Source organism: Acidocella sp., from assembly GCF_050253495.1.
In the GTDB taxonomy this organism is placed as follows: domain Bacteria; phylum Pseudomonadota; class Alphaproteobacteria; order Acetobacterales; family Acetobacteraceae; genus Acidocella.
Genome location: NZ_JBFWIX010000004.1, coordinates 176,016 through 202,842 on the forward strand (window position 1 = coordinate 176,016; position 26,827 = coordinate 202,842).

26 protein-coding genes are annotated in these 26,827 nt (G+C 62.8%); 12 read left to right on the top strand and 14 right to left on the bottom strand.

Annotation, left to right across the window (positions count from 1 at the left end; all coding sequences use genetic code 11):
• Positions 1-26 precede the first annotated feature (26 nt).
• Entirely contained in the window at positions 27-869 is an 843-nt protein-coding gene (locus tag AB7D48_RS05445; protein ID WP_427976313.1) for a methylated-DNA--[protein]-cysteine S-methyltransferase, read from the top strand.
• The gene (alkB, locus tag AB7D48_RS05450) at positions 847-1,476 is read left to right on the top strand and encodes a DNA oxidative demethylase AlkB (RefSeq protein WP_427976314.1); all 630 of its coding nucleotides are present in this window, start codon (positions 847-849) and stop codon (positions 1,474-1,476) included. Before AB7D48_RS05445 ends, alkB begins: the two co-directional genes overlap by 23 nt.
• Here the strand turns inward: alkB and aguA are convergent.
• From aguA to AB7D48_RS05465, 3 genes are read right to left on the bottom strand one after another with little or no spacing between them, the layout of a single operon-like run.
• Positions 1,471-2,559 (bottom strand): agmatine deiminase, encoded by a 1,089-nt coding sequence (gene aguA / locus AB7D48_RS05455; protein ID WP_427976315.1) that lies wholly within the window; start codon positions 2,557-2,559, stop codon positions 1,471-1,473. The two genes, alkB and aguA, sit on opposite strands and share 6 nt — an antisense overlap.
• A 7-nt stretch (positions 2,560-2,566) precedes the next feature.
• A complete protein-coding gene (locus tag AB7D48_RS05460; protein WP_427976316.1) occupies positions 2,567-3,931 on the bottom strand; it encodes a glutamine synthetase family protein in 1,365 nt (454 codons plus the stop codon).
• Positions 3,928-5,307 carry an aspartate aminotransferase family protein gene (locus tag AB7D48_RS05465; RefSeq protein ID WP_427976317.1) on the bottom strand — a complete coding sequence of 460 codons (1,380 nt, stop codon included), beginning with the start codon at positions 5,305-5,307 and terminating at the stop codon, positions 3,928-3,930. Before AB7D48_RS05465 ends, AB7D48_RS05460 begins: the two co-directional genes overlap by 4 nt.
• Before the next feature lie 252 nt (positions 5,308-5,559).
• Between AB7D48_RS05465 and AB7D48_RS05470 the strand changes: the two genes are divergently transcribed.
• A complete protein-coding gene (locus AB7D48_RS05470) occupies positions 5,560-6,567 on the top strand; it encodes a WD40 repeat domain-containing protein (RefSeq protein ID WP_427976318.1) in 1,008 nt (335 codons plus the stop codon).
• A 10-nt stretch (positions 6,568-6,577) separates the two neighbouring features.
• On the opposite strand, the gene AB7D48_RS05475 is transcribed toward AB7D48_RS05470, so the two are convergent.
• The 4 genes from AB7D48_RS05475 to AB7D48_RS05490 all read right to left on the bottom strand — a co-directional run bounded on the left by AB7D48_RS05475 (position 6,578) and on the right by AB7D48_RS05490 (position 9,206).
• On the bottom strand, positions 6,578-7,009 hold the full coding sequence (locus AB7D48_RS05475) for a DUF4149 domain-containing protein (protein WP_427976319.1): 432 nt from the start codon (positions 7,007-7,009) through the stop codon (positions 6,578-6,580).
• A gap of 61 nt (positions 7,010-7,070) precedes the next feature.
• Positions 7,071-8,378 carry an adenosylhomocysteinase gene (ahcY, locus tag AB7D48_RS05480; protein ID WP_427976320.1) on the bottom strand — a complete coding sequence of 436 codons (1,308 nt, stop codon included), beginning with the start codon at positions 8,376-8,378 and terminating at the stop codon, positions 7,071-7,073.
• A 67-nt stretch (positions 8,379-8,445) separates the two neighbouring features.
• Positions 8,446-8,763 (bottom strand): c-type cytochrome, encoded by a 318-nt coding sequence (locus tag AB7D48_RS05485; RefSeq protein WP_427976321.1) that lies wholly within the window; start codon positions 8,761-8,763, stop codon positions 8,446-8,448.
• The gene (locus AB7D48_RS05490) at positions 8,760-9,206 is read right to left on the bottom strand and encodes a copper chaperone PCu(A)C (RefSeq protein ID WP_427976322.1); all 447 of its coding nucleotides are present in this window, start codon (positions 9,204-9,206) and stop codon (positions 8,760-8,762) included. The genes AB7D48_RS05485 and AB7D48_RS05490 overlap by 4 nt, the downstream gene beginning before the upstream one ends.
• Before the next feature lie 97 nt (positions 9,207-9,303).
• Here AB7D48_RS05490 and folB point away from each other — a divergent pair, with 97 nt between their 5' ends.
• The 3 genes from folB (at position 9,304) to pgi (ending at position 13,457) form a co-directional block, all read left to right on the top strand.
• Positions 9,304-9,714, top strand: coding sequence for a dihydroneopterin aldolase (folB, locus tag AB7D48_RS05495; protein WP_427976323.1), 411 nt, complete (start codon positions 9,304-9,306; stop codon positions 9,712-9,714).
• A gap of 217 nt (positions 9,715-9,931) precedes the next feature.
• Positions 9,932-11,797: an excinuclease ABC subunit UvrC gene (gene uvrC / locus AB7D48_RS05500; RefSeq protein ID WP_427976324.1), complete on the top strand. Its 1,866-nt coding sequence runs from the start codon at positions 9,932-9,934 to the stop codon at positions 11,795-11,797.
• A 67-nt stretch (positions 11,798-11,864) separates the two neighbouring features.
• Positions 11,865-13,457 carry a glucose-6-phosphate isomerase gene (gene pgi / locus AB7D48_RS05505; RefSeq protein WP_427976325.1) on the top strand — a complete coding sequence of 531 codons (1,593 nt, stop codon included), beginning with the start codon at positions 11,865-11,867 and terminating at the stop codon, positions 13,455-13,457.
• Here pgi and AB7D48_RS05510 read toward each other — a convergent pair.
• A complete protein-coding gene (locus tag AB7D48_RS05510) occupies positions 13,414-13,785 on the bottom strand; it encodes a response regulator transcription factor (RefSeq protein ID WP_427976326.1) in 372 nt (123 codons plus the stop codon). The genes pgi and AB7D48_RS05510 overlap by 44 nt on opposite strands.
• Before the next feature lie 124 nt (positions 13,786-13,909).
• Here AB7D48_RS05510 and AB7D48_RS05515 point away from each other — a divergent pair, with 124 nt between their 5' ends.
• Complete coding sequence (locus AB7D48_RS05515; protein ID WP_427976327.1) at positions 13,910-14,575, top strand: sensor histidine kinase; 666 nt, start codon at positions 13,910-13,912, stop codon at positions 14,573-14,575.
• Between the two features lie 166 nt (positions 14,576-14,741).
• Here AB7D48_RS05515 and AB7D48_RS05520 read toward each other — a convergent pair whose 3' ends face one another.
• The 5 genes from AB7D48_RS05520 to AB7D48_RS05540 all read right to left on the bottom strand — a co-directional run bounded on the left by AB7D48_RS05520 (position 14,742) and on the right by AB7D48_RS05540 (position 19,624).
• Positions 14,742-15,731: a glycosyltransferase gene (locus AB7D48_RS05520; protein WP_427976328.1), complete on the bottom strand. Its 990-nt coding sequence runs from the start codon at positions 15,729-15,731 to the stop codon at positions 14,742-14,744.
• A complete protein-coding gene (locus AB7D48_RS05525) occupies positions 15,728-16,750 on the bottom strand; it encodes a glycosyltransferase family 2 protein (protein ID WP_427976329.1) in 1,023 nt (340 codons plus the stop codon). Before AB7D48_RS05525 ends, AB7D48_RS05520 begins: the two co-directional genes overlap by 4 nt.
• Before the next feature lie 54 nt (positions 16,751-16,804).
• Positions 16,805-17,353 (bottom strand): ATP-binding protein, encoded by a 549-nt coding sequence (locus AB7D48_RS05530; RefSeq protein WP_427976330.1) that lies wholly within the window; start codon positions 17,351-17,353, stop codon positions 16,805-16,807.
• A 196-nt stretch (positions 17,354-17,549) separates the two neighbouring features.
• Positions 17,550-18,833: a DUF5666 domain-containing protein gene (locus tag AB7D48_RS05535; protein WP_427976331.1), complete on the bottom strand. Its 1,284-nt coding sequence runs from the start codon at positions 18,831-18,833 to the stop codon at positions 17,550-17,552.
• Entirely contained in the window at positions 18,830-19,624 is a 795-nt protein-coding gene (locus AB7D48_RS05540; protein WP_427976332.1) for a DUF6502 family protein, read from the bottom strand. Before AB7D48_RS05540 ends, AB7D48_RS05535 begins: the two co-directional genes overlap by 4 nt.
• Before the next feature lie 603 nt (positions 19,625-20,227).
• On the opposite strand from AB7D48_RS05540, the gene AB7D48_RS05545 reads away from it, so the two are divergent.
• Genes AB7D48_RS05545 through AB7D48_RS05555 form a run of 3 tightly spaced genes read left to right on the top strand, consistent with a single transcriptional unit; the run spans position 20,228 to position 23,550 of the window.
• The gene (locus AB7D48_RS05545; RefSeq protein WP_427976333.1) at positions 20,228-21,793 is read left to right on the top strand and encodes an APC family permease; all 1,566 of its coding nucleotides are present in this window, start codon (positions 20,228-20,230) and stop codon (positions 21,791-21,793) included.
• A 23-nt stretch (positions 21,794-21,816) separates the two neighbouring features.
• On the top strand, positions 21,817-22,842 hold the full coding sequence (locus AB7D48_RS05550) for a flavin reductase family protein (RefSeq protein WP_427976334.1): 1,026 nt from the start codon (positions 21,817-21,819) through the stop codon (positions 22,840-22,842).
• A gap of 18 nt (positions 22,843-22,860) precedes the next feature.
• Positions 22,861-23,550, top strand: a complete 690-nt coding sequence (locus tag AB7D48_RS05555; RefSeq protein WP_427976335.1) for a M24 family metallopeptidase — start codon at positions 22,861-22,863, stop codon at positions 23,548-23,550.
• A 271-nt stretch (positions 23,551-23,821) separates the two neighbouring features.
• Here the strand turns inward: AB7D48_RS05555 and AB7D48_RS05560 are convergent, their stop codons facing one another.
• On the bottom strand, positions 23,822-25,000 hold the full coding sequence (locus tag AB7D48_RS05560) for an acetyl-CoA C-acyltransferase family protein (protein WP_427976336.1): 1,179 nt from the start codon (positions 24,998-25,000) through the stop codon (positions 23,822-23,824).
• A gap of 275 nt (positions 25,001-25,275) precedes the next feature.
• Here AB7D48_RS05560 and AB7D48_RS05565 point away from each other — a divergent pair, with 275 nt between their 5' ends.
• Both AB7D48_RS05565 and AB7D48_RS05570 read left to right on the top strand, forming a co-directional pair.
• The gene (locus tag AB7D48_RS05565) at positions 25,276-26,442 is read left to right on the top strand and encodes a LysR family transcriptional regulator (RefSeq protein ID WP_427976340.1); all 1,167 of its coding nucleotides are present in this window, start codon (positions 25,276-25,278) and stop codon (positions 26,440-26,442) included.
• A 113-nt stretch (positions 26,443-26,555) separates the two neighbouring features.
• The gene (locus tag AB7D48_RS05570; protein WP_427976337.1) at positions 26,556-26,732 is read left to right on the top strand and encodes a hypothetical protein; all 177 of its coding nucleotides are present in this window, start codon (positions 26,556-26,558) and stop codon (positions 26,730-26,732) included.
• Positions 26,733-26,827 lie beyond the last annotated feature (95 nt).

Sequence of the window (26,827 nt, forward strand, 5' to 3'; positions counted from 1 at the left end):
CCCGGCCGATCTATGAGGAGAATGCAATGGCCAAGACCCGACAAGGCCCGATCGAGACGAGTTGCCGCCTGATCGACAGCGCGCAGACAGCGCCCGGGCTGGAGGAGCTGGCCAGAAAAGCGGGAATGGGGACATTCCGGTTTCATCGTCTGTTCAAACAGGTCACGGGCCTGACGCCGAAGGCTTATGCCGTGGCGGGGCAAGGCGAGCGCCTGCGCGAGGCGGTGAAGGGCGCGCCCAGCATCACGGACGCCATTTACGAAGCGGGGTTTTCCTCCAGCGGGCGGTTTTACGAGGCCGTGCCCGCGATGCTGGGCATGACGCCGGGGCGCTGCCGCGCGCGTGGGCAGGGGGAGCGGTTGAGTGTCGCCATCGGGGAGACCACGCTCGGCGCCTTGCTGGTGGCGGCCAGTGCCAAGGGCGTGTGCGCCATCGCGCTGGGGCCGGACCCGGAATTGTTGCTGCGCGGGTTTCTCAAGGATTTTTCCAAAGCCGAGATCGTGGCCGGGGATGCGGGGTTTGAAACATTGGTCGCCCAGGTGGCCGGGTTGGTGGAAATGCCGGAACGCGGCGCCGATTTGCCGCTGGATTTGCGCGGCACGGTTTTTCAGCGCCGGGTCTGGACGGCCTTGCGTGAGATTCCGCCGGGCCGCACGCTCAGCTACGGTCAATTGGCCGCGCGCATTGGCGCGCCAAGCGCGGTGCGGGCCGTGGCCGCCGCCTGTGGGGCGAACAGGCTGGCCGTGGCCGTGCCGTGCCATCGCGTGGTGGCGAGGGATGGGGCGCTGACGGGGTATCGCTGGGGAGTGGAGCGCAAGGCCGCCTTGCTGGCGCGGGAAGCGGGGCATGACGCTGGATCTGTTTCCTGACCGGCTCGCCCCGCCGGGGCTCTCCTACCTGCCGGGATTTGCCCTGGACGAGGAGGCGGCGCTGGTGCGCGCGGCGATGGAGGTTGCCGCGGCAGCGCCCTTCCGGCGCATGGCAACGCCCGGTGGCCAAGAGATGAGCGCCGCCATGACCAATTGCGGCGCGGCGGGCTGGGTGAGCGACGCGAAAGGGTATCGTTATGCGCGGCGGGATCCGGTGAGCGCTCTCCCCTGGCCAGCGTTGCCGGCCTTGTTCCGTGCCCTGGCGGGGCGCGCGGCGCGGGAGGCGGGGTTTGCGGATTTTGTGCCCGATATGGCGCTGATCAACCGGTATGAGCCGGGTGCGAGAATGTCCCTGCACCGGGATATTGACGAGCGGGATTTCGCATCGCCCATCGTTTCCGTCTCGCTGGGGTTGCCCGCTGTCTTTCTGTGGGGCGGGCGGGTCAGGGCGGACAAGCCCGCCCGGTTGCCCCTGGGCAGCGGCGATGTGCTGGTATGGGGGGGCGCGGCCCGCAAATATTTTCATGGTGTCGCGCCGGTGAGGAAGGGGGAGCATCCCCTGACCGGCGCGGCGCGGTTCAATCTGACATTCCGGCGGGCTTTATAGAGCGGCGCCGGATTTGGGCTGTTGCTGCGTGATGCAATGGATATTGCCGCCGCCCAGAAGGACTTCCCGTGCCGGGACCATCACGATCTCGCGGTCGGGAAAGAGCCGGGCCAGTACCTGGCGGGCCGGTTCGTCGGTTTCCACCCCGAAGGCGGGGGCGATGACGGCGCCGTTGGCAATGTAGAAATTCACATAAGACGCGGCCAGGCGTTCCCCCGCGCGGCGGTTCATGCCGCTGGCGGTGGCATCCACCCCTTCCGCCTCTTCAGGCGTGTAGGCCATCGGGCTTGGCATCGGGATATGCTCGATGACCAGTTCCCGCCCCTTGGCGTCGCGCGCGCCGCGCAGCCTGGCCTCGGCGTCCCGGCTCACCTGGTAATGCGGATCGGCCGGGTCGTCGCACCAGGTCAGCAGCACCACGCCCGGTTTCACGAAGCAGGCGAGATTGTCCACATGCCCGTCCGTCTCGTCTTGCGGCACGCCCTCGGCAATCCAGATGACGTGGCTGACGCCGAGATAATCCTTCAGCATCCGTTCCATGTCTTGGCGGGAGACATTCGGGTTGCGGTTTTCATTCAGCACGCATTGCTCGACCGCCAGCACCGTGCCCTCGCCATCCACATGCAGGGCGCCGCCTTCGATGACGAGCGGGGCGCGGAAGCGTCGCGCCCGTTCCATCTCCAGCATCTTGGCGGCGATGGCATCGTCCTTGTCCCAGGGGAAATAAAGGCCGCCCCAGCTCTTGAAGGGCCAGTCCACCCCCGCCAGCTCGCCGTGCCGGCCCAGCAGGAAGCTGCATCCCACATCGCGTGCCCAGGCATCGTCGCTGCTCATCTCCACTACCCGCACCTCAGGCTGCAGCATGGCGCGGGCATTTTGATATTGCCGGTGGCTGACCAGCATGGTCACCGGCTCGAACCGCGCGATGGCGCGGGCGATTTCGGCGAAGGCCCGTTGCGCGGGTTTCGCGCCCAGGCGCCAATTGTCCGGCCGCTCCGGCCAGATCATCCAGCAGCCCGCGTGGGGCGCCCACTCGGCGGGCATCGAGAAGCCCGCCTCGCGTGGTGTGATCGCTGTTTCCATGCCAGCCTCAGGCGTTTTTCAGATAGGCGTCATATTCCACATCGGAGATCCGCTTGCGCAGCTCGCTGATTTCCTGACGTTTCGTGGCGGTATAGTAACGCTGGAATTCAGGGCCGAAAATATCCTTCATCACCTCGGAGGCGGCGAATTTATCGACCGCGCCCGACCAGGCGATGGGCAGTTTCGGCGCCAGGGGGCTGCGGACCGTGCCGTGGGTTTCCGGCCCGGGGTCGGCCTTGGTCTCCAGCCCGCGCAGCGCGGTGCCCAGCAGCGAGGCGAAGGAGAGGTAAGGGTTGCAGTCCGCCCCGGCGACGCGATGTTCGATGCGCGAGGCCGCCGGGTCGGCGGTGATCACGCGCACGGACGACATGCGGTTGTCATGTCCCCAATCGCCATAGGTGGGGGCGTGCACGCCCGGCGCGAAGCGGCGGTAGGAATTGGCGTGCGGGGCCAGGGTCAGCATTGTGTCCGGCATGGAATGGATGATGCCGCCCAGAGCCTGGTACAGTTCGGGCGCGGCGCGCTCGGGCGTGCCGGCGAAGATGTTCCCGCCGGCATTGTCGAGGATCGACATATGCACATGCATGCCCGAACCCGCCCACTGGCCGTAGGGTTTGGCCATGAAGGTGGCGGTGAGCCCGTGCTTGCGCGCCACCTGCTTGATGGTGCGCTTGAACAGGGTGGCGCTGTCGGCCACGCGCAGCGCGTCGGTCGAGTATTTCAGCGTCACTTCGAACTGGCCGGGGCCGGACTCGCTCACCAGCGTTTCCAGGATGATGTCCTGCGCTTTCGCGCAGGCCATCATCTCCCGCAGGATCGGCTCGTAATCATGCACCTCGCCCAGCCCCACCGCGTCGATCTGCCAGCCGCGCCAGCCGGATTCATCGGCGCCGCGCGGGGCGATCTTCATGCCGTCCTGGCGTGGATCGACCAGGTAGAATTCCAGCTCCACGCCCAGGGCGGGGGTCAGCCCGGCTTGGGCGTAACGCTCCAGCACCTTGGTGAGGGCGCTGCGCGGGTCGAGATAATAGAGCCCGCCATCGGCCTCGCGCATGGTCAGCAGCGCCTGCACCACATTGCCCTCGGCCCAGCCCATGCGGGTGATGGAATGCGGCACGGCCACGCAGAGCCCGTCCGGGTCCCCCGTGTCGTAGGCGATGCCGTCCTCGACGATGTCCCGGCCCCAGATGTCGAGCAGATAGGCCGAACGCGGAATGGCGATGCCGCTGCCGAGCAGCGACTTCGCCTTGTCCCGCTGCATCCATTTGCCGCGCGGCACACCGTTCACGTCGATGATGAAGGCCTCGATATAGTCCGCGCCGCCGAGCAGGGTGGTTTTTGCGTCTGGATCCGGCTGGGCGTCGAGGCTCACAGGCTGACCTCCGCGCGCACATCCGCATAGGTCTGCTCGAAGGCGGTCTTGGCCATCGCCACGAACAGATCGATCTCAGCCTCGGTGATGGTCAGCGGCGGGGAGAAGAGCATGGTGTCGCGCGTGGCGCGCATCATCAGGCCGTTCTCGATGCAATGATCGCGGCAGATCGCGCCGACGCGGCCATTTTTTTCGAAGAATTTGCGGGTGCGCTTATCGGCCGTCAGCTCGATGGCGCCGATGAGGCCGACACCGCGAATCTCGCCCACGATCGGCAGATCGCCAATGGCCTCGTTCAGCTTCGCGCGCAGCAGCGCGCCCTTGCGCTCAGCCCCCGCGACCAGCTTCTCATCCTCGATGATTTCGAGATTCCGCAGCCCCACGGCGCAGGAGACCGGATGGCTCGAATAGGTGAAGCCGTGATAATATTCCCCGGTTTCGTTGATCAGCACGTTCGCCACGCGGTCGTTCATCAGCAGCGCGGATAGCGGCAGATAGCCGGAGGTCAGCGCCTTGGCGGTGGTCATCATGTCCGGCTTGATGCCGAAATAATCCGTGCCGAACATTTTGCCCGTGCGGCCATAGCCGCAGATCACCTCGTCGGCGATCAGCAGAATGTCATGTTCCTTGCAAATGCGGTTGATTTCGGGCCAGTAGGTTTCGGGCGGAATCAAGACGCCGCCGGCCCCCTGGATCGGCTCGCCGATGAAGGCGGCGACATTGTCGGCGCCGAGTTCGAGAATCTTCTTCTCCACTTCCTTGGCGGCGTAGAGGCCGAATTCCTCCGGGCTCATCTGCCCGCCCTTGCCATACCAGTAAGGCGGCAGCACCTGGACGAAATTCGGCATGTCGCCGGCCTGGCGGTGCATATCCTTCATGCCGCCGGCGGAGGCGCCCAGGGTGGTGGAGCCGTGATAGCCATATTCCCGGCCGATGATGATTTTCTTCTGCGGCTTGCCGAGGGTCTGCCAATAAACCCGCGCGGTGCGCAGGGCGGAATCCACCGCCTCGGACCCGGAGCAGGCGAAGAACACATGCTCGAATCCGTCCGGGGCGATCCGCGCGATCTTCTGTGCCAGCAGCACGGCGGGCTCGTTCGTGGTTTTGAAGAAGCTGTTGTAATAGGCCAGCTTGGTCATCTGCTTGGTGGCGGCTTCCACCAGCTCCTGGCGGCCATAGCCGGCGGCCACGCACCATAGCCCGGCCATGCCGTCCATGATCTTGTTGCCGTTGGAATCGTGCAGATACACGCCCTCGGCCGAGGTGATCAGCCGCACGCCTTGCTCGTGCAGCTCCTTATGGTCGGTGAAGGGGTGGAAATGGTGGGCGGCGTCCAGCGCCTGCCAGTCAACATCGTTGTTGATGCCGTTCAACATGAAAAAAGCTCCGGTTATTTTCTGAAAATGGGACATGCCAGGGCGGCGCCCGGGCAAACGCGATTCAGGACCGGGGTGGGCTGAAGCCAATTCGTGCGCAGAGGACGAGCAACTCTGCCAGCAAATTAGGCGCAGGTGGTTGAGCTGCTAAAACCATGTCCAAGATTGGCATGCGCCCCAGGCTGTTTCAAGGTTTATTTGAGCCGTGCGGCGGCTCTTGCCCGGCGCGTGGCGACGGGGCAAGAAACCCTCATGTCAGATCTCGATCAGCTTCTTACCCAGCGCGGCAATGGCGCGCAATTTGGCGCTTATGTCGTCGCCGTGGCTTTCGATGCCAAGGGTCAGCCCGGTTTCGCCCTGGGCGATGGCACGTTGCGCCTGGGGAGCGCGCATCAGGCTGTCGTGGTGCATGACGGCGCGGCCCTGGCGATGAGCGCGCACCCGCAGGGCGGGTTCGTCAGCGGGGGGGATGATGGGCGGCTGATGCTCGCCCAGTTGGATGGCACGGTGCGCGAGCTGCGGAAATTCGGCTCCAAATGGGTGGAGCATGTGGCGGCGTTCGCCGGTAAGACACCCTTGCTGGCGGCCTCGGCGGGCAAGAGGCTGCATCTGCTGTCACCGGCGGGCGAGGTGCTGAAAACGCTGGAGCATCCCTCCACTGTCAGCGGCATCGCCTTCGATGCCAAGGGCAAGCGCGTGGCGGCCTCGCATTATAACGGCGCCAGCCTGTGGTTCACCGCCTCGGGCGCGGCGGTGGCGCCGAAGCTGGACTGGAAGGGCAGCCATACCGGTGTCGCCATTCATCCAGGGGGGGAGGCGCTGGTGACCACGATGCAGGAAAACGCCCTGCATGGCTGGACCCTGCCCGAGGGCAAGCATATGCGCATGTCGGGCTATCCCACCAAGCCGGAATCGTTCGGTTTTACCAAGTCCGGACGCTGGCTGGCCACGGCGGGGGCGGAGAGCGTCGTGCTCTGGCCTTTTTTCGGCGGCGGGCCGATGGGCAAGCCGCCCACGGAGCTGGGCATGGGCGATGGGATTGTGAAACGTGTCGCCTGCCATCCGCAGCATGAGGTGGTGGCCGCTGGATTCGATACCGGGCTGGTGCTGGTGGCGGATGTCGCGCGTGAACGGGTCTTGCCGGTTTGCGGCCCGGGGCGGGGCTGTGTCTCCACCCTGGCGTGGAGCGCCGATGGTGCCCATCTCGCCTTTGGCACGGAGGGCGGTTTTGCCGCGGTCGTGGATTTCAGCGGCCGGTAGGCAAGGGGGGTCAGGGCTGTTTCGTGCCCTCGCGGATCAGCAGCAGCAGCACCAGAAAAAACTCGGCGCCGAACACCCAGGTGGAAATGTCATGCCCACGGGCGAAGGCGGCGGAATTATCCGCCAGCCTCCATGCATCCAGCCGGGGCATCAGCCAGAACCAGGACCAGAGCGTGCCCAGGATGGTGAAGCCGGGCACCAGCGCCGCGCCCAGCCGCCGGCGCGCGAGATAGCCAAGGCAGGAGAGGCCGGCGAACAGCAGGCAATAGCCGTATAGAAACGGAAAGGCCGCGCGGATGAACGGCCCGGCCACGTCCAGCGGCAGGCGGGTGAAGACCAAGGGGGCCATCACCGCGCCGAAGAACAGCATGCCGCCCGCCAGAAGGCCCAGCCCGGCGAGGGACAGGATGCCGCCAAAACGCCGCGCCGCATGCAGGATCATTGATCGTGACCGTGATTGCGATGCTTGCCGGCGCGCGGCGGCCTCGCCATCCCCGCGCGCATCAATAACGGTAGAGGTCGTGCTTGAACGGGCCCTGAACCGGCAGGCCCAGATAATCGGCCTGTTTCTGGGTCAGCTGGGTCAGTTTCGCGCCGACCTTGGCCAGATGCAGGGCGGCCACTTTTTCATCCAGATGGCGCGGCAGCACATAGACCTGCTTCTGATATTTGCCTTCCGGCGCGGTGAACAGCTCGATCTGCGCCAGCACCTGGTTGGTGAAGCTGGCGGACATCACGAAGCTCGGGTGCCCGGTGGCGTTGCCCAGGTTCACCAGGCGGCCCTCGGAAAGCACGATCAGGCGCTTGCCGTCGGGGAACACAACCTCGTCCACCTGCGGCTTCACGTTTTCCCATTTATAGTTCCGCAGGCTCTCGATCTGAATCTCGGAGTCGAAATGCCCGATATTGCAGACGATGGCGCGGTGCTTCATGGCGCGCATATGGTCGGCGGTGATCACGTCCACATTGCCGGTGGCGGTCACGAAGATGTCGCCCGCCGGGGCGGCGTCGTCCATGGTCACCACCTCATAACCTTCCATGGCGGCCTGCAGGGCGCAGATCGGGTCGATTTCGCAGACCTTCACGCGGCAGCCGGCATTGCGCAGCGAGGCGGCGGAGCCCTTGCCCACATCGCCAAAGCCGCACACCACGGCCACCTTGCCGGACATCATCACATCCGTGCCACGGCGGATGCCATCCACCAGGCTTTCGCGGCAGCCATAGAGATTGTCGAACTTGGACTTGGTGACGCTGTCGTTCACGTTGATGGCGGGGACCAGCAGCTTGCCGGTCTTGGCCATGTCCCACAGGCGGTGCACGCCGGTGGTGGTTTCCTCGGAAATGCCGCGCACATCCTTCATCATTTCGGGATATTTGTCGTGCATGATCTGGGTCGCGTCGCCGCCATCATCCAGGATCATGTTCGGGGTCCAGCCATCGGGGCCGCGCAGCGTCTGCTCGATGCACCACCAGAATTCCTCCTCGCTCAGCCCCTTCCAGGCGAACACGGGAATGCCGGCGGCGGCGATGGCGGCGGCGGCCTGGTCCTGCGTGGAGAAGATGTTGCAGGAGGACCAGCGCACGGACGCGCCGAGCGCCACCAATGTCTCGATCAGCACGGCGGTCTGGATGGTCATGTGCAGGCAGCCCACGATGCGCGCGCCCGCCAGCGGCTTGGATTTGCCAAACTCCTCGCGCAGCGCCATCAGGCCGGGCATTTCATCCTCGGCCATCGAGATTTCCTTGCGGCCCCACTCGGCCAGGGAAATATCCTTGACCTTGTAGTCCGTGGGCAGGTTGGCGTCGGGCATGAGGCTTCGTCCTTACAGATGAAATTCTGGCGCAACATCTATGCGCTCAAGGGCGCGATGCCAACCTTCAGGGGGATGGTTTCGGCAGGGACGAGAAATAAGCCGCGACCTGCTGGCGCTCATCGAGGGTCAGCGCCGCGGCGATGGAGCGCATCAGCGGCGTGCCGCCCTGGCCGGCGGCCATCAGGTTCAAGGCGGAGACAATGGCGCTGGCGGGCTTGCCGGCCAGGGCGGGCGCGCCGGTGGAGGGCTTGCCCTGGCCGTTCTCGCCATGGCAGGCGGCGCAGGGCAAGGCGCCATTGCCATTGCCATGCAGCACGATCTGTTTACCCCCGGGTGCCGCGGCGGCCAGCAGCAGCAGCGGCGCGTGGCGCCAAGCCTTCATTGGCCGCTGGGGCCGGAGGGGCCGTAGACGGGCATGGTCAGCAGCAGGGCGGTGCCGTCCTGGAATTTCAGTGTCACCGGTATGTGCTCTCCCAGCTTCATGTTCGGCTTCATGCACATCAGATGATAGCCGCCCTCGGAGAAGCTGACCTCACCATGGGCGGGAACGGTGATGCTGTCCACCTTCACCATGATCTCGGTGCCGCTTTTATTCTCGCTCTTATGCAGCATCAGGGTGCCGCAGGCGGAGGAGCTGGCGCCGGTCAGCACGGCTGGGCTGGTGCCGTTATTGTGCAAGGTGAGATAGCCGCCAGCGGGCACGCTGGGCAGCAGATAGCGAATCCAGGGATTGGAGACGCTGACCTGGGGGCCGGTTTGGGCGCTGGCGGCGGACGCCGCGCCCAGTAGGATGGGCAGGGCGAAAATGAGTGCTGAACGTTTCATGCCCGGAGGCTAGCGCACTCTCTCCCACGTGGGAAGCATCCCGTGTGGGAGGCTTGGTTTATTGCCAATTCGCACGGCGCGGCGCAAAGCTTCCGGTATGGATCATCCCCGTCTCATCGATACCGTCCGCGCTGCCCGGCGCATGTTTGTCCGGGACCTCGTTCTTCCGGCGCGCATCGGCGTCTATGCCCATGAGCATGGGCGCACCCAGCGTGTGCGGATGAATCTGGAGTTGATGGTGGAGGATGACGGGGCGGCCAATCTGTCCCGCCCCGCCGTGGGGGCGGATGATCTCGGCCGGGTGGTCGATTATGACACCGTGATCAATGAGGTGCGCCGGATCGTTGCCGCCGGCCATGTGCAATTGGTGGAGACGCTGGCCGAACGCGTGGCCGAGGCCTGTTTGCGCGATATGCGTGTACGCGCGGCACGGGTGACTGTGGAAAAGCTGGACGTGTTTCCCGACGCCGCCGGCGTGGGGGTGGAAATCGAACGCCGGAATATCTAGTTGTCCACGCACTGGAATGGTGTGCGATCAAGGGGTTTCGGCTTGGTTTGAGGGCGGTGGCCATTCACGGGGCTGGTTTTATTTTTGTTCAAAATCAGTATGTTAATTCTAGATAATATGCCCCTCGGGCGGCGGGTTCAGCCATGCGCGGCGGGGGGCGGATTCAGGGTGTGGTACAAAACGTCCACAAACTTATCCACAGGGAAGGGGGGATAAGTTGGAGACCCCGCAAACCGGCGTCGGCGTCATCGAGAGCGCGTTGGAAACCATGCCGGGCAACCCAGGCGTGTACCGGATGCTCGATGCCAAGGGGGAGGCGCTTTATGTCGGCAAGGCGCTCAATCTCAGGAAACGGGTTGTCTCCTACACCCAGATCAACCGCTTGCCGGAGCGGCTGCGGCGCATGGTGGCGGACACCGCCGCCATGGAGATCGTCACCACCCATACCGAGGCGGAAGCGCTGCTGCTTGAGGCCAACCTCATCAAGCGCTTGAAACCGCGTTACAATATTCTACTCCGCGACGATAAAACCTATCCCTGGCTGGTGCTGACGGCCGGGCAGGAATTTCCGCGTATCGGCAAGCATCGCGGCGCGCAGGACAAGGCCAATCTTTATTGGGGGCCGTTCGCCTCGGTCTGGGCGGTGAATCAGACGGTGCAGGCGTTGCAGCGTGTTTTCCTGCTGCGCACCTGCGCGGATACTGTGTTCGCCAACCGCACCCGCCCTTGTCTGCTGTATCAGATCAAGCGTTGTTGCGCGCCTTGCGTGGGGCGGGTGAGCGCGCGTGAGTATGGTGCGCTGGTGGCCCAGGCCAAGGATTTCCTGAGAGGAAAGACCGGCGCGGTGCAGAAGGATTTGGCTGCTGCGATGCAGCAAGCCTCTGAAAAGCTTGAGTTCGAACGCGCCGCCGCGCTACGCGACCGGATTCGCGGCCTGGCCTATGTGCAGGGCAACGATGTCATCAACCCCGCCAGCCTGGGCGATGCGGATGTCATCGCCCTGTACCAGCAGGCCGGGCAGGCTTGCGTGCAGGTGTTCTTCATTCGGGGCGGGCGCAATAACGGCAATCGCAGCTTTTTCCCCGCCACCGCGAAGGACGACGCGCCGGAGGCGGTGCTCGCCGCCTTCGTGGCGCAGTTCTACGATGACAAGCCGCCGCCGCCGCATATTCTGCTCAATCATCCGGCGCAGGAGCAGTCTTTGCTGGAGGATGCGCTGAGCCTGAAGGCGGCGCGGCGGGTGCATATCGCCGTGCCGCAGCGCGGCGAGAAGGCCGATGTGGTGAGCCATGCCGCCACCAATGCCCGCGAGGCGTTGGAGCGCAGGCTCGCCGAAAGTGCCGGGCAGGCCAAATTGCTGGCGGGGGTCGCTGAGTTGTTCGGTTTGGCGGAACCCCCACGGCGCATCGAAACCTATGATAACTCCCATATCATGGGCACGAACGCCTATGGTGTGATGGTGGTGGCCGGGCCGGAAGGGCCGATGAAATCAGCCTACCGGAAGTTCGGCATCAAGAGCGCCATTACGCCGGGCGACGATTTCGGCATGATGCGCGAGGTGCTGCTGCGCCGTTTTGGTCGGGCCCTGGAGGAAGACCCGGACCGTACCGGCGAAACCTGGCCGGACCTTGTGCTGATCGACGGCGGGGCCGGGCAGCTTTCGGCGGCGAAGGCGGTCATGGCCGATTTGGGGCTTGAGGATATTCCCATGGTCGGTATCGCCAAGGGGCCGGACCGCGATGCGGGGCGGGAATGGTTCCACGTGGAAGGGCGGGAGCCTTTTCAATTGCCGCCGCGCGATGCGGTGCTGTATTTTCTGCAAAGGCTGCGCGATGAGGCGCACCGTTTCGCCATTACCACACATCGGGCCGCGCGTAGCCGTAAACTTGCCACATCCGAGCTAGATGAAGTGCCCGGCATCGGCGCCGCGCGCAAAAAAGCGCTGTTGCTGCATTTCGGCTCCGCCCGCGGTGTGAAGGCGGCGGGGTTGAAGGATCTGGAGGCGGTGACCGGCATTAACCGGGCCACCGCGCGGGCCGTTTACGCGTTCTTTCATCCGGGCGTGCGGATGCGGGAGGATTAGGCGCTCTTTGGCTTGAAGGCGGAACGGGTTAGGGTACGGGAAGGCTAAGCGTCATGCGAGGGAATGGATGAGCCAGGATGGATGGGCGGATGTGCTGAAGCTGGCCGCCAACGCGCCGGACATACGCGCCCTGTTCGCGGCGGATGCCCAGCGTTTCTCCCGTTTTTCAGCCTCGGGTGCCGGCATTCTGCTGGATTTTTCCAAAACCTCGCTGACGGAGGCCAGCTTGGCCGCGTTGCTGGAGCTGGCCCGCGATGCCGGGCTGGAAGCCAGGCGCGAGGCGATGTTCACCGGAGGCATCGTCAATAACACCGAGCGGCGGGCGGTGCTGCACACGGCGCTGCGTGCGCCCGCCGGGGCGGATGTCCGGGTCAATGGGCGCAATGTGGTGCCGGAGATTCAGGAGATGCTCGCGCGGTTTCTGGAGTTCGCCGAGGCCGTGCGCTCTGGCGCCGCCGTTGCCGCCGATGGCCGCCCTTTCAGCGATGTGGTGAATATTGGCATTGGCGGCTCGGATCTCGGCCCGGTGATGGCCGTCGGCGCCCTGGCGCCTTATCATGACGGGCCGCGCCTGCATTTTGTCTCCAATGTGGACGGCGCGCATCTGTCGGGTATTTTGCGGGGGCTGGACCCGGCGCGGACGCTGTTCATCGTCGCCTCCAAAACCTTCACCACGGTGGAGACGATGACCAACGCCAATTCCGCCCGGCGCTGGCTGGCGGCGGCGCTGGGCGAAGAGGCGGTGGGGGCGCATTTCTGCGCGGTGTCCACGGCCTTGGGGAAATGCGCGGATTTTGGGATCGTCCCTGAGCATGTCTTTGGGTTTTGGGACTGGGTGGGCGGGCGGTATTCCGTCTGGTCCGCGGTCGGTCTGCCGGTCGCCATGGCCATGGGGGCCAAGAATTTCCGGGCGTTTCTCGCCGGCGCATATGAGATGGACGAACATTTCCGAACCGCGCCGCTGGCGGAGAATCTGCCGGTGCTGATGGCGGTGGCGGGGGTGTGGCACCGCGACGCGCTGGGTTATCCGGCCCGGGCGATTCTGCCTTATGACCAGCGCCTTGCCCGTTTTCCGGCGTATTTGCAGCAGCTCGACATGGAATCCAACGGCAAGCGCGTGACACGCGAGGGCGAGCCCGTTGCCCGCCCCAGCGGTCCGCTGGTTTTTGGCGAGCCCGGCACCAATGGCCAGCATGCTTTCTACCAGCTTCTGCACCAGGGCACGGATGTGATTCCGTGCGAGTTCCTGATCGCCGCGCGGGGGCATGAGCCGGAGCTGGCGGCGCATCACCGCCTGCTCATCGCCAATTGCCTGGCCCAGGCCCAGGCTTTGTTGCAGGGGCGCACGCTCGCGCAGGCGGGCGGCAATCCGCATCGTGTGTTTCCCGGCAACCGGCCCTCCCTGACCATTGCTTATGAGAAGCTGGACCCGGCCACGCTGGGCAAGCTGATCGCGCTTTATGAGCACCGTGTGTTCACCGAGGCGGCGCTTTGGAATATCAACGCCTTCGACCAATGGGGCGTGGAGCTGGGCAAGGAGCTGGCGACGAGGCTGTTGCCGGCGGTGGAGGGCGCGCCCACCGCCATGGCGGTGGATGGGTCGACAGCGGGGCTGGTCAGTTTTCTGCGCGGCGCCGGTGCAGGGCTTCCACCCGGCTGAGCAGATCGGTGAATTGGAACGGCTTGACGATATAATCGTCGCCGCCCGCCTCCAGCCCGGTCATCCAATCCCCCAGCGCGCCCAGGCCGGAGAGAAATAAAACCGGCGTTTCCACTTGCTGGCCGCGTAATTGGCGCAACAATGCCGCGCCATCCACCCCACCGGGCAATTGCCGGTCGAGGATCATCACGTCGAAACGTTCATTCATGGCGTGGTTCAACCCGTTTTGCCCGTCCAGCGCGTGGACCACGTCGTGACTCGCCTCCGCCATGCCGGCGGCGATCAGCGTTGCGATGGCCGTGTCGTCTTCGATCAGCAATATCCGCATGGGTCTTTGACTCTCTCCGGTGGTGGATGCCCTTGCCCATGTTCCCCGTGGGGGTAATCATGCCAGGAGATGGTTCCTGGCCGTGAGGTGGGAGGAGGGCGGAATTGATTTATAAGAGTTTACCATGACGATGCCCGAGGAGAAGACACCGGTCCAGGATGAGCGGCTGGAGCAATTCGCCGCGCGGGTGGCGCATGATTTCAATAATTTGCTGACGGGCGTTCTGGGCAATCTTGAATTGTCCCAGCTCCGCGCGGCGCGCTCGGGCGCTTTGCCGGATGCTTATCTGGACGGGGCGCGCAGTGCCGGTGCCCGGGCCGCGTTGTTCGCGCGGCGCCTGATGTGGTTCTCCGGTCATGCCGCGCCTGCCAAGGAAGCGTTGGATGTGGCCGTGCTGCTGCGCGAACTGGCCGCCGTGGAGGGAGGGATTTCCCCCGGTCTGCCTGAGACATTGCCCGCATGCGTGGACCCGGACGCATTGGGCCAGGCCGTGCGGGAATTGCTGGAGAATGCGCGTGACGCCTTGGAGGGCGGTGGCCAGATTGTGCTGGCGGCGGCGGAGCGGAACGGGTGGGTTGCGATCACGGTGCGGGATGACGGCCCTGGCATGACGCCGGAGACATTGGCGCGCGCGAGGGAGCCGTTATTCACCACCCGTGCCAATGGCGCGGGGCGGGGGCTTGGCCTGCCGATCGCCGAGCGGGTGGCGCGGCGCGCGGGGGGATGGCTGGAGCTTGAGAGCCAGGCCGGGCAAGGATGCGTGGCGCGGCTGGTTCTGCCGAAGGCATGAAAGCCCGCGTTTCTTCACGCAAGCGGGCTCTGCCGGGCCGGGCTGATTTTGGGCTCGATTTCATGTGTCGGGTGGCGCGCGAGACGATGGGGGGGGCCCCCTGGTATCAAGCGCGGCGCCGTTTCAACTGACCCGTTATCTGGGTTTGCCCGCATGGGCGGTTTGGCTAGGGCGCGCCGATCAGATACCATAATCTGAAAATCAACGTCTCCATATATCCCGCCCGGCGCAGCCCTTGCAGGCGCAGCGCCCTGATTTTTTGGCGCAAGCGTCCTTTCAGCCCGGCGCGCAGAATGTCCAGGCTGGTTTTGGCCTCTGGCGTCAAGATGTCGTTATAGACGAGCAGGCGCTCTGTCTGTGCGGACAGGATTGCCATGAACTGGCCGGGGCCGCGCCGCAACGCCCCAGCGGCGCGCGCGAGCATGGTGGCGCGCGCGCCGACGGCATTGCCGCCATGCTGGCGGTAAAGCAGCGTGGCGCGTTGATCCACCAGCATGTTCCCGCCTGATGCCGTGATCACGAGGTAACACCACCAATCATGCCAGCCACGGGCGGGCGCCTCGGTACGCGCCACCAGCCGCGCCGCCGCCATGTTGAGGACGATGGTGCAGCCGGTGGCGAGATTTTGAGTCAGGGCGCCTGGAAAGGAGAGACGCGATGGGAAGGCGCATGATACGCCCAATGGGCGCAAGGCATGGTCCACCAGCATTTGCCGCGTGCAATATCCGGCGACTTGTCCGGCGGGGAGGGCCTGGAGGCGTGACCAGGCTCGTTGCAATTTATCCGGCAACCAGACATCGTCCTGATCCGCGAAGGCAATGGCGTCAAATGTTTCCTCCAGCCGGACGACATGGCGGAGCAGGAACAGAAAGCTCGCCGTTGCTCCCACCCGCCGTGACGGGGCCAGGACTTCATGACAGCGCCCATGCCCCGCCCGCGCCATGAAGCGGCGCATGATGGCGGTGCTGCTGTCTGTGGATCCATCGTCGCGCCAGAACAGCCGCCAGGACACACCCTTGGCCAAGCCGCAAAAGCTGGCGAGCTGGTCTGGCAAAAATGCCGCGCCGTTGAAGGTCGAGAGCAAAATGGCGACCACCGGCTCGCCATGGGGAGGGGGGCGATGTTCCGTCCGGCCCGCCGGCATGGCGGGGGTCATCTCCGCCGCAATCGCCGCGCGGCGCGCCAGGCGAGGCAGAGCATGCGCCCTGTCGCGCGGCGGCGCAGCAAGGGCTTGGCGGCGCGCAGCACCAAGCGCCGACGGCGCGGCAAAAACCGCGCGATCAGCAACAGATTTTCCAATGTTCGGGCGATGTCCTCTTTTGTTCCATGGAAAACGGCCTTCCGGTAGTCGGCCATCGCATCTCGGGAAAAACGCGGCGCGATCATGGCGCTGGTGTAAAACCGTCCGCGTTCCTGATCGTCGGGGAATGTGGCCAGCAGCTTGCTCGCATAAATCATCCGGCTTGCGGACATGCGCGGCGAATAGGAGGTGCTGCCATTGAACAGCCGCCATTGCGACAGGGGCTCGTCCAGATAGATATTCGCGTATCCCGCGCGGAATAGCCGCAGGAAGAGGTCGTCATCCTCATAACCGCAGAGTTTTTCATCGAATCCGCCGACGGCCTCGAAGGCCTGGCGTGAGATCAACGAGGCGGAAGGCAGGATGAACATATCCTCCTTGAGGCAGGAAGACAGATCATGTTTGGGGTGGGTGGCGGTTCTGGTTTTCAGGAAAGACCGGCAAACGAGATTGCCGAACTCGTCGATTTCATCGAGGTCGCTGTAGCACCAGCCAAGATCCCGGGTTTGCCGGTTCTTGAAAGGGGCCGACAGGCGCTCAAGATGTTCAGGATACCAGATGTCGTCCTGATCGAGGAAGGCGATATGTGTGGCGCCGCAGTGAGCGACGCCGAAATTCCGCGCCGAGGATTGGCCGCCATTGGGCTTGCGCAGCACGCGCAAGCGCCCTGTTTCCTGGGCGCAGCGTGCGGCGATGTCCGGGCCGTTATCGGTCGAGCCATCGTCGATCACCAGGAATTCATCCGGCGGATGGGTTTGCGCCAGGACGCCGCGAATGGCCGCCTCGATGAAACGGGCGCCATTATGAAGTGGAATGATGGCGGCAACCGTCAAGGGTTTGGCTGGAGCGGGCGGGCTGAGCGAGGCCTGATTCATGTCTTGTCCTGGCGAAACGTCGTGTGAAAAATTCACACGTCAAAAAGGGAAATTTCAAATCTCGTGCCGCCGCCTCCCAGGCGGCAGATAAACCTGCATCCGTGCCGGCCGGCCGGGTTCGGGCAGTGTCAGGGTTCCGCCGTTGCGGGCCACGAGATCCTGAACAATCCGCAACCCTTCACCGGGCTCCGCTCTGGCGGCAAAGCCGCGCCCATTGTCGCTCACAATCAGCCGGACAGCATCATGGCGTCCCCTCTGGAGCATGATCGCGATTGTCCCCGTCATGTAGCCGCGCAGACCGTGGCGCACCGCGTTGCTGACCAGCTCGTGCGTGATTTGCAGAATGATCTCGGCGTGGTGTTTCCATGGGTCCGTATCCACATCGATGCGAATTTCGATGTCCTGCCCAGGGGCGCTGAAGACCCGCACCAGCGCGCGGGTGAGCAGGCGCAACCGCGCCTCGATGCCGCCATGCACGGAGAGGACGGAAAACAGCGCATCGGCGATGTCGGCCGAGAGGCAGATGCGATCGATCAGATCCTGCGCCAGCTTACGGCCATGCGCATGATCCGTCAGTTCCGGGGCCTCGGCTAACAGGCTCACAATCCTTTGCATGGTGTTGCGCGTATTATGACGCAACTGCCGGAGGGCAACGTCATTCTCCCGCAAATGCAAGAAAACCTCCTCATAGGGTGCTGGCCGCCGCCATTGGCGCCCCCTATTGGCGGGCACGATGGAGGACACCACAAGATCCGCGATCTTATCGGAGTCCAATAAGTGGGAAATTTTCACACGTCAACTATCTTGGCGGTTGACCGAACCCTCCGCCACCATTCACGCCGCCAAACCCGCTCATGCCGCCGGGCGGTTCCATCGGCATGGTGTGCCCCATCCCGAAATCCTGAGCGTTGGATTGCGGCTGGACGGGCATGCCGGCCGCCGCGTCGTTTCCGTCATATAATTTGCCGATGCCGTTGAGATTTGGCATCGCCATGCCATCCGCGCCGCAACCAGGACCGACGATGCAGGCGCCGGATAGTTTCAGCCCGTTTTGTCCTTCGGGCACGATGGCGTAAATGGCGGGCCGGCCATTCGCGTCGAAGGGAGCGCCTTGCGGCATCGTGGCTTGAAGCCCGCCTGGCAGGAGAACCGTATTTCCCAGGTAGGTGCCGTAGGCCTGTAGCAGGAACGTCTTGGCCGACCCGCCGAAATAAGCCGATGGGTCGCTGTAGAGCAGGTCGGTTTTCAGGGACGATACGCGCAGCACAGTCTGGCGCAGCTGTCCTCTCACGGTCACCGCGCTTCCCAAAGGCGGTGCGGTCATGCCGGCGGGCAGGCGCAGGATTTGTCCGCCGATCGAGAGATGGCCGTCTTGTTCATCAAGAACGCCATGCAACAGGATTTGTCCCGGTCGGGCGGGGTCGATCCGGGTGGCTTCGATCATGCCGTTGGGGCGGAGCAGCCCGCTGACGGCGACCCAACCGCCCGCCCGCGCGGGCAGAGTGCCGCGTGTGGTGGGGCTCAGCAGGACGATTTGCCCGGCCACGATGATCTGCCCCAGCCCGACCGCCGAAACGGGCCCCACGACCTCGTGCCGGATATTCACCTGATCCGCCCGCAAGCTGTTGGTTTCGCTGCTGGCCTTGATCGCCACGAATTGCCCCGCGCGCAGCGCCTGGTCCCCGGCGGGCGTGCCATCCTCCAGCACGGGGGTGGCGCTGTTATATTTGACCTCGACACCATTCACGCAGATGCTGGCGAAGCCGGTGATTTCTCCGGCGATGCCGGTGGAAACCGGTTTGGCGGGCAGGCCGGTGCCGCTGATGCCCTTGTCCGCCGGGGAAGAGGTGCCTTTTTTCGGTCCGCCCTGAACGCTGGAGGGCGCCATTGACGGCAGGCCGGTGCCGCCGATTCCGCGTTCCGCCAGCATTGGCCCGTCATGTGGCCCGACCCGGCATTGCACGGGCTTGGGCGGCAAGCTGGTCGGCGTGGCGGGTTCCCGCGTCGCCTGCGGGCCGGTTGCCGCGCCGTCACAGGCCGTCAGGAGCAGGAAAAGCCCCAGCCAGGGGGAAAGAGGCCTCATGGCTTGTCCTCGGGCGGATGTTCGTCGCAGCTATAGATGTAAATGCCGAAATTCACCCGCCGCGTGGCCGGTTGAGCTCCGGTTTGGACATCCGTCAGTTTCTGGGCGGCGCGGTTCACGCTCAGCAGCGCCTGCTCGGCCTGGTCGCGGGCCAAGCTGGCCAGCCTGGCCGCGGCATCCGGGGAAAGCTGGTCGTAATGCACGCTGCTATCCACAAAAACGGGTCCGCTTCTGGCGATCACATTGGTTACGGCGGCGGCGGCATGGTCGTGCAGGTTGCGGGCGAAATAAAAAAGCTGTTCCGCCTGCCCCTGGGAGGGGATGAAGGCGTTGCGCATCAGGGAGACGGTTTCATCCGCGTTCATTGCGACAATGCCCTGGGCCAGAAACTCATCCAGCACCGCGCGCGGGCGAATGTCGGTCGTGACGGATTCGATCAATGTTTCGAAAGAGGGGCCTCCTCCTGGCGGGCGCAAGCGTGGCAATGCCATTGGCCGCCCGGTCTTGTCCGTATAAGCGGGGCTTCCCACCCAATGCGCGACAATCTGGCTGCCGATGGTCACGATGGGAGGTTCCGCCAGATTTGCCCCGGTCTCCTGGCGCAGGCGCTTGATCTCCTTGCGGTAAACGCCCGTGAGCAGGCTCACGCGGCTATCCGTGCGCGCGTCTGGCTCCAGAACATCGTGCAACGCCACATCCACGAACAAGCCGCGTAAAATATCGGACAAAACCGGAAATGTGATGCCGCTGAGAATGGAGAGGCGGACCAGAGGGCGCAGCAGCCGTTTCAACGGCCCGATCAGGGCCTGTGGCGCTGGCGGTAAAATCTGGTCTTGCGGGGGAATCTGCGTCTCCTGTGGACCTCATCGAAACGGTCTGCGGAAAAATTTCACACATCCCTGGTTGAGAGGCAAGGTTTGTCCGGAGTTGTTCGCCAAAACAGCTCAAAAAGCCCGTGGGGTGGAGCAAGGCGGGTTTACCATTTTCCGGTTGCGGCGGGTTTGTGGGGGGGCGCCTGCGGACATCATGTCAGCTTGGGGTGTGATGATAAGGAGGGAGGGTTTCGTTCTGGGCGCGGCTGGAAAGGGCGAAGGCTGGCTTTGGCTTTCCGCGCTGGGAGGGTGTTGCGCCCAAATTTTAGGAACAATAAACAATAATGACCGGAGATAAACAGTTTCGATTTGTTTTTGGTCAAAAAAAGATCGTTTTTTAGCCCCCTTTCGGTCTGGTGGCATGAAAGGACCATGGCGGGGAATGATTTATTATGTGGCATGTTTTTTGCTTCTCAATAAAACTTCGCGAGCTGGCTATCATTCACATCCATAACATTTAGAGGGGTTGCCGTGGCTGAAACCATATTTCCCGTAGGGCGCAGTACGACAGAATCGGGGTCGTTGATCCGGTCGATCGACTGGAAAGGGGCATTCTGGGTTGCCAGCGGCGTGCCCGCCCTGGTGCTGTTCTCCATCGGTGGCATTTCCTCCATGGTTGGCAATCTTGCCTTCCTGGTCTGGGCCGTTTCGATCTGCATGGGGTTCATACAATCCTTTACCTACGCGGAAATTGCCGGATTGTTCCCGAATAAATCCGGCGGCGCTTCGGTCTATGGCGCGGCGGCTTGGGTGCGGTATTCCAAATTCATTGCCCCGCTTTCGGTTTGGTGCAACTGGCTGGCCTGGACGCCGGTGCTCTCATTGGGCTGCTCCATCGCCGCGTCCTATATTCTCAATGCCATAGGCTCCAAAGAGCTGAATGACTGGACATTGCTCAGCCATAAGCTGGGCCCGGTGAGCTTCTCGCTCAATGCGACGTTCTTCATCGGTGTCGTCATCATGCTTGTGGTGTTCTCCATCCAGCATCGCGGTATTCTCGGCACCGCCAGCGTGCAGAAATATGTCGGCCTGCTGGTGATTGTTCCGATGGCCATCGTTGGCGTCATTCCGCTGTTCAATGGTCATGTGCATTACGCCACGGCCTTCTCGCCGCTGGTGCCGCTGGCCAGCGCCGGCTCGCCCGCCCTGGGCAGTTGGAATATTCCAGGCTGGACCACGGTTTTGGGGGCCATGTTCATCGCCGCCTGGTCGGCTTATGGCTTTGAGACGGCGGTTTGCTATACCTCGGAGTTCCGTAATCCTGGCACGGACACCTTCAAGGCCATTTTCTATTCCGGCCTGCTGTGCATCGCGCTTTATATCTTGGTGCCTTTCACTTTCCAGGGCGCGCTGGGGCTTGCGGGCATGCTCGATCCCTCCATTGCCGCGGGGTCTGGCGTGGCGAAAGCCATGGCCGACATGGTCGGCGGTGGCGCCATCGTCAATGCCGTTATGCAGATGCTGATGATTTTGGCGCTGATCCTTTCGATCATGACGGCCATGGCGGGCTCCTCGCGCACGCTCTATCAGGGTTCCGTGGATGGCTGGCTGCCGCGCTATCTCACCTGGGTGAACAACCATGGCGCGCCGACACGCGCGATGTGGACGGATCTCATCTTCAACATCATGCTGCTCGCCGTTGCCTCGGCGGATGCCACCAGCTTCTTCTTCATCCTGGCGATTTCCAATGTCGGTTACATTATTTTCAACTTTCTGAATTTGAATGCCGGTTGGATTCACCGGGTGGATAGCGGTGCCACCAAGCGTCCTTACAAGGCACCGACCTGGTTGCTGGGGCTGGGCGCCTTGTTCGCGTTCGTGAATGCGATGTTCATGGGCGCTGGCGCGAAAACCTGGAACCCGCTGGCGCTTTGGGCTGGGTTGGGCTGCGCGGCGCTGATCATTCCCGTGTTCTGCTTCCGCCATTACATCCAGGACAAGGGTGAATTTCCCGCGCAAATGCTGGAGGATCTGCATGTCGGCGGGTCCGGTGACACCACGACCAAGCGCGCGGGCATCTGGCCATATGCCGCTCTTGTCGCCGGTATCGGTGTGGTTCTTGTTTCGAACTGGTTCTTCCATCTTTAACGGATAGGAAGAGAGGCTGAGCGATGACTCCGACCAGAACAGAAGCTTCGGTGCAAGAGATATGCGCATTATCGAAAAATGTTTATGCGCTGCGTCTGAAACCGGCGAAGGCATTTTGTTTTAAGCCGGGACAGCATGTTCTGGTCGGTATTCAGGAAGGCGGTCCGCAACGCTGCTACTCGATGGCGGGGGCCGCCATGCCTGATGGGTTGATCGAGCTGCACATAAGAAAATGGACGGGCGGGGCATTTTCAGATCTTGCGCTGAGCAGTCTGGCGTCTGGACAAAGCGTCGATCTCAGCGGACCGTTCGGTGACTTCATGTTTCCGGATGGAGACAAGCAGGTTCTCATGCTTGCGACGGGTACAGGCATTGCGCCGTTCAAGGCGATGCTTGAGACATATCTTCCCGTCAGCGGCGAGCGTTCGATTGTGCTTTACTGGGGTGGGCGGACGCTGGCCGATTTTTATATGCTTCCTCAACTTGAGTTGTGGCAAAATCGATACAAGAACTTCCGGTTCTCTCTGGTTTGCTCCGGCTTGGGGCAAGGTTATGTGCAGGACGCCGCGCGAAATAAGCTGAAAGATTTGAGCGGCATAAATGTGCTGGCTTGCGGCAACCCGCGCATGATTCAGGATGCCAAAAAAATCTTCGCGACCGACATGGCTGGCGCGCCGGCGTTGTTTTCGAGCGATCCGTTCGACGCGGCGGGTTTGTATGAAACGGAATTGGCGGATGCCGGGGCAAGAACAATTGAGCTGTTCGTGAATGGCGCCCGCATCGAGGTGAAGGGTGGGCAGACGCTTCTGGCGGCTTTGAAGGCGGCGAATTACCCGATCATGTCGGTTTGCCGTGGAAAAGCCGCGTGCGGCACATGCGCGGTGGAGCTGGAGCCTGAATCGCGGGCGATTGTCAAAGCACCTGACCGGACGGAAGCTAATTTATTGTCATGTCTGCCGGATATTCATGCCGGTAGCAGGCTGGCTTGTCAGATCAACTTGACGGCGGATTCCGATGGGTTGACGATTTCCATGCCCATGAAACAATAATCGAACGGAGACTGATCAATGAGTGTAGCGCTTGAGAAAACCGAACTGGAAAAAAATGGGCCGGCCTTTGTTCAAGAACAGATGCTCATGGTCCGAGGCATGACAAGAGGGGTTATCAGGGACATAGCCGCGCGCTGCAAGCCGGGCATGCTTGAGGAAGAGGCTATTGAAATAGCCAAGGAAATTCTCGCGGAAAAAAAGATGCTGCGCAGCTGGCACGATGTGCATGTGAGGTTCGGCGCCAATACGATCAAAACATTTGGCGCGCCGTCTGAGCCGGGTGTTCGCTTGGCTGAGAACGACATCATGTTCGTCGATATCGGCCCGGTATATGACAAATGGGAAGGCGATGGTGGGGAAACCTTCGTGTTCGGGTCTGACGCCGATATGCGACGCTGTGCCGACGATGTTGTGAAGCTGTTCCATATTGTAAGAAAAAAATGGGAATTGGAAAAAACAAACGGCAAAGAGCTTTATGAATTTGCCGTTCTGGAAGCAAGGAAGATGGGGTGGGAGCTGAATCTGGATTTGTCCGGACATCGCCTCTCCGATTTTCCGCATGCGGCGGTCTATGACGGCCCCATGGCTGATGTCACATTTTGTCCGTCGCCATTATTGTGGGTTCTGGAAATGCATATACGGCATCCGACGAAACCATATGGCGCGTTTTTTGAGGATATGCTGCTCGACGACAGCTATTTCGCGTGAGGCTTATGTGAACGCAATCGAAACCCTGCTCATGTGGGGTTTCAAGGAGAAAGCGGGGGCGACCTTTGAGAGGGGTTGACCGAGGGCTGGGCATATGCGGTCAGTGCAGCCGTATATGCCAGTATCCAAGGTCGAGACTGTTGCGGCGTAAATGGGCTTGTTGTCGTGGTGGGGCATTGAGCCGGTCGGATGAAGGCATCTGACTGGATGTCGCATTATAGTCCCGCATAAGGGCCAAGGCGCTGATGGTCTTGGCCCTTGCGATGGGGAATCAGACCCGCTCCAGCACCAGCGCGATACCTTGACCGCCGCCGATGCACATTGTCGCCAGGGCATAGCGCCCCCCGGTGCGGTGCAGTTCGTACATGGCCTTGATGGCGATCACCGCGCCGGAGGCCCCGATCGGATGGCCAAGAGCCACGGCGCCTCCATTTGGGTTCACTTTTTCCGGGTCAAAATCCATGTCTTTCGCCACGGCGCAAGCCTGGGCGGCGAAAGCTTCGTTGGACTCGATCACGTCGAGATCCGCCACGCTCAAACCCGCCTTGCGCAGCGCGTTGCGTGAGGCGGGGATGGGGCCCAGCCCCATCACGTCCGGTGCCACGCCGGCATGCCCGTAGGCGACGATGCGGGCCATGGGCTTCAAGTTTCTGCGCGTCACCTCCGTGCCGCTGGCCAGAACAAGCGCGCCGGCGCCGTCATTCAGGCTGGAGGCGTTGCCCGCCGTCACGGTGCCGTCTTTCTTGAAAACCGGGCGCAGGGTGGACAGGCTTTGCGCTGTGGTCTCCCCGCGGGGGTGTTCGTCCTCGTCGAAAATGACGGTTCCCTTGCGGGAGGCCAGTTCAACAGGGGTGATCTGTTCCTTGAAGTGTCCGGCGGCGATGGCGGCGGCGGCGCGCCGGTGTGACTCGGCGGAGAATTCGTCCTGCTGTTCCCGGCTCAGACCATAGCGGGCGGCGACATTTTCAGCGGTGATGCCCATATGCCCGTTTCCGAACGGATCGTTGAGCGCGCCCACGACCATGTCGATCACCTTGCTGTCGCCCAGGCGGGCCCCCCAGCGTTCGGATGGCAATAAATAGCCGCCACGGCTCATTGATTCAGCGCCGCCGGCCACGGCCAGAGTGGCATCGCCCAGCATGAGGCTTTGCGTGGCGGAGACGATGGCTTGCAGGCTGGAACCGCAAAGGCGGTTGACGGTTAGCGCGGGCGTTTCCACGGGAATGCCCGCCTGCACCGCCGCAACGCGTGAAAGATAGGCATCGCGGGGCTCGGTGTGGATGACATGGCCCATGACCACGTTTTGAATATCCAGCGCTTCCACTCCGGATTTGGCGATTGCCGCGCGAATGGCGATCTCCCCCAGCTTGGTGGGGGGCACGTCTTTCAGGGCCTTGCCATAATCCCCAACCGCCGTGCGCTGCCCAGAAAGAATAAACACATCCGTCATGCTACGCTCCTCATCCAATATCCTGCCTGTCGCCGGTCCTTGGTGCCCGGTTCCGGTAAGAGATCCGCTCCAGGGTTTTTCGTCTTATACGCGGCCGTCATTTGAATGGCCGCGGCCTTGTTCGCGGCAAAAATTGTATCAAACGATAGATACAGTCAAGCGCATGACAGGAGTGCGCGAGTGCCAGGCCGGTGCCGGGGCGGTGATATTTACACTGTCTGCCAGCCTTACTGGTTGTTGGTATGAAATTTGCTTGGATTTTGGCGAGGCATATGATGGATATACGCACATTGATTGTGGTGCGTGCTGCTTTGAAGGAGCGAGGGATCCGGCAAACGGCGCGCCATATTGGCCTTGCGTCATCGACGGTCAGCACGACGTTGAGCCGATTTGAATCGGCCATCGCCATTTCCTTGTTCCAGCGCGAGGGGAAGAATGTCGTCTTGACGTTGGAGGCGGAGCGGCGGGCTGGGATGCTCTCCAACACCGCTGAGGCGATCGAGCGGTTGGTGAGGCTGTCGGGCGGGCAAGGCGTCTTGCCGCCCGCCGTGAGCATGGACAGCCTGTCGAGGTTCGCGGTGGTGGCGCAACAGGGCAGTATCCGTGCCGCGGCGAGGCATGTCGGAATCGGGCAGCCGCAACTGACACGTCAGATCGGCGATCTTGAGCGCGCGCTGGCGGTGCCGTTGCTGGTGAGGACGGCTTCGGGCGTGACATTGACGGAGGCGGGGCGCCAGGCGGTTCCGCTTGCCGAGGCGATCGTTGAAGGGTGGAAGGCGATTTCAGAGGCGGCGTCTGAACGGTTCGGCCGTGATACCCGGACCTGGCGGATCGGTACGGCCATGCCGTTGGGGCATGAGAGCAGCATTGCCCGCATGCTGGCGAATCTCGCCGCATCCTGGGCGAAGGAGCAAAAACGTCATCCGCTTTTCATATCTGACCACACAGCCGATGAGCTGATGGCGGGGCTCAAAAGCCGGCGTTTCGATCTCGTGATTTTGGATCATGTGCGTATTCCACGGGAGTTCCACCGCCAGGAAATCTCGATTGCGCCACTCGTTCTGGTTGGCCATGACAGCGCGATGCCACCGAATGGCGATGTGGTTGCGTTGTTGAAGAGTTGTAAATTGGCGCTTCCCAGTCTGAAGAGCGGTATAAGACAGGAGGCGATGCGTTATATCGAGCGGACGATCGGCGTTGAGGATGCGGCGAAGATCGAAGTCGTGGAGGTGGATTCGATTCCGGTTATCATCAACCTTATAGCCAATCACGGCTATGTTTCTGTTTTGCCGCAGGGGCCGCTGGCGCGGCTGCCGTTCGATCTGCGCCAGATTGCCCTGGGGTCCGATCATTTGCAGCGCTTGGTGATGGTCTGGCGGCGCAGCGGTCTGCCGGAGAAACTGCTCTATGCGGTGAAGCGTGCCATGATGGGTGAACATTAAGCCGGGCTTTGCCGGCATCACCTGTTCGAGTCTTGGGATATGAGCAATGCCCGGCGCTCTCGCTACCATGCGCTTGATTTCGCGCTTGGAGCAGAAGGAGGCTGGAGCAGCTTATGTCGGATTTCGAACTTGTGCTTTCAGGAACGGTGGTCTTGCCCGAGAGGGTGCTGAGCAATGGCCATGTCTGTGTCCGGGACGGCAAGGTTGCGCTGGTGGCGCAAGGCGCGGCGCCAGCCGCGCGGGAGCGCCACGATCTTAAGCATACATTCCCCAAGTGGCATGCCGTCTGACGTGAGTTTCGCCTGAATCCGACCGCAGGACAATCATTTTCCGTCCCGAGCGGCGTCGTCGGGCGCGCAAGGCGCTGAGACAGGGCAGATCGGCC

Excerpts from the sequence above, each read along its gene's own strand:
- AB7D48_RS05445 (WP_427976313.1), top strand. The coding sequence starts at position 27 with ATGGCCAAGACCCGACAAGGCCCGATCGAGACGAGTTGCCGCCTGATC.
- alkB (WP_427976314.1), top strand. The coding sequence starts at position 847 with ATGACGCTGGATCTGTTTCCTGACCGGCTCGCCCCGCCGGGGCTCTCC.
- aguA (WP_427976315.1), bottom strand. The coding sequence starts at position 2,559 with ATGGAAACAGCGATCACACCACGCGAGGCGGGCTTCTCGATGCCCGCC.
- AB7D48_RS05465 (WP_427976317.1), bottom strand. The coding sequence starts at position 5,307 with ATGTTGAACGGCATCAACAACGATGTTGACTGGCAGGCGCTGGACGCC.
- AB7D48_RS05470 (WP_427976318.1), top strand. The coding sequence starts at position 5,560 with ATGTCAGATCTCGATCAGCTTCTTACCCAGCGCGGCAATGGCGCGCAA.
- AB7D48_RS05475 (WP_427976319.1), bottom strand. The coding sequence starts at position 7,009 with ATGATCCTGCATGCGGCGCGGCGTTTTGGCGGCATCCTGTCCCTCGCC.
- ahcY (WP_427976320.1), bottom strand. The coding sequence starts at position 8,378 with ATGCCCGACGCCAACCTGCCCACGGACTACAAGGTCAAGGATATTTCC.
- AB7D48_RS05485 (WP_427976321.1), bottom strand. The coding sequence starts at position 8,763 with ATGAAGGCTTGGCGCCACGCGCCGCTGCTGCTGCTGGCCGCCGCGGCA.
- AB7D48_RS05490 (WP_427976322.1), bottom strand. The coding sequence starts at position 9,206 with ATGAAACGTTCAGCACTCATTTTCGCCCTGCCCATCCTACTGGGCGCG.
- folB (WP_427976323.1), top strand. The coding sequence starts at position 9,304 with ATGGATCATCCCCGTCTCATCGATACCGTCCGCGCTGCCCGGCGCATG.
- pgi (WP_427976325.1), top strand. The coding sequence starts at position 11,865 with ATGAGCCAGGATGGATGGGCGGATGTGCTGAAGCTGGCCGCCAACGCG.
- AB7D48_RS05510 (WP_427976326.1), bottom strand. The coding sequence starts at position 13,785 with ATGCGGATATTGCTGATCGAAGACGACACGGCCATCGCAACGCTGATC.
- AB7D48_RS05515 (WP_427976327.1), top strand. The coding sequence starts at position 13,910 with ATGACGATGCCCGAGGAGAAGACACCGGTCCAGGATGAGCGGCTGGAG.
- AB7D48_RS05520 (WP_427976328.1), bottom strand. The coding sequence starts at position 15,731 with ATGACCCCCGCCATGCCGGCGGGCCGGACGGAACATCGCCCCCCTCCC.
- AB7D48_RS05525 (WP_427976329.1), bottom strand. The coding sequence starts at position 16,750 with ATGAATCAGGCCTCGCTCAGCCCGCCCGCTCCAGCCAAACCCTTGACG.
- AB7D48_RS05535 (WP_427976331.1), bottom strand. The coding sequence starts at position 18,833 with ATGAGGCCTCTTTCCCCCTGGCTGGGGCTTTTCCTGCTCCTGACGGCC.
- AB7D48_RS05550 (WP_427976334.1), top strand. The coding sequence starts at position 21,817 with ATGACTCCGACCAGAACAGAAGCTTCGGTGCAAGAGATATGCGCATTA.
- AB7D48_RS05555 (WP_427976335.1), top strand. The coding sequence starts at position 22,861 with ATGAGTGTAGCGCTTGAGAAAACCGAACTGGAAAAAAATGGGCCGGCC.
- AB7D48_RS05560 (WP_427976336.1), bottom strand. The coding sequence starts at position 25,000 with ATGACGGATGTGTTTATTCTTTCTGGGCAGCGCACGGCGGTTGGGGAT.
- AB7D48_RS05565 (WP_427976340.1), top strand. The coding sequence starts at position 25,276 with ATGGATATACGCACATTGATTGTGGTGCGTGCTGCTTTGAAGGAGCGA.
- AB7D48_RS05570 (WP_427976337.1), top strand. The coding sequence starts at position 26,556 with ATGTCGGATTTCGAACTTGTGCTTTCAGGAACGGTGGTCTTGCCCGAG.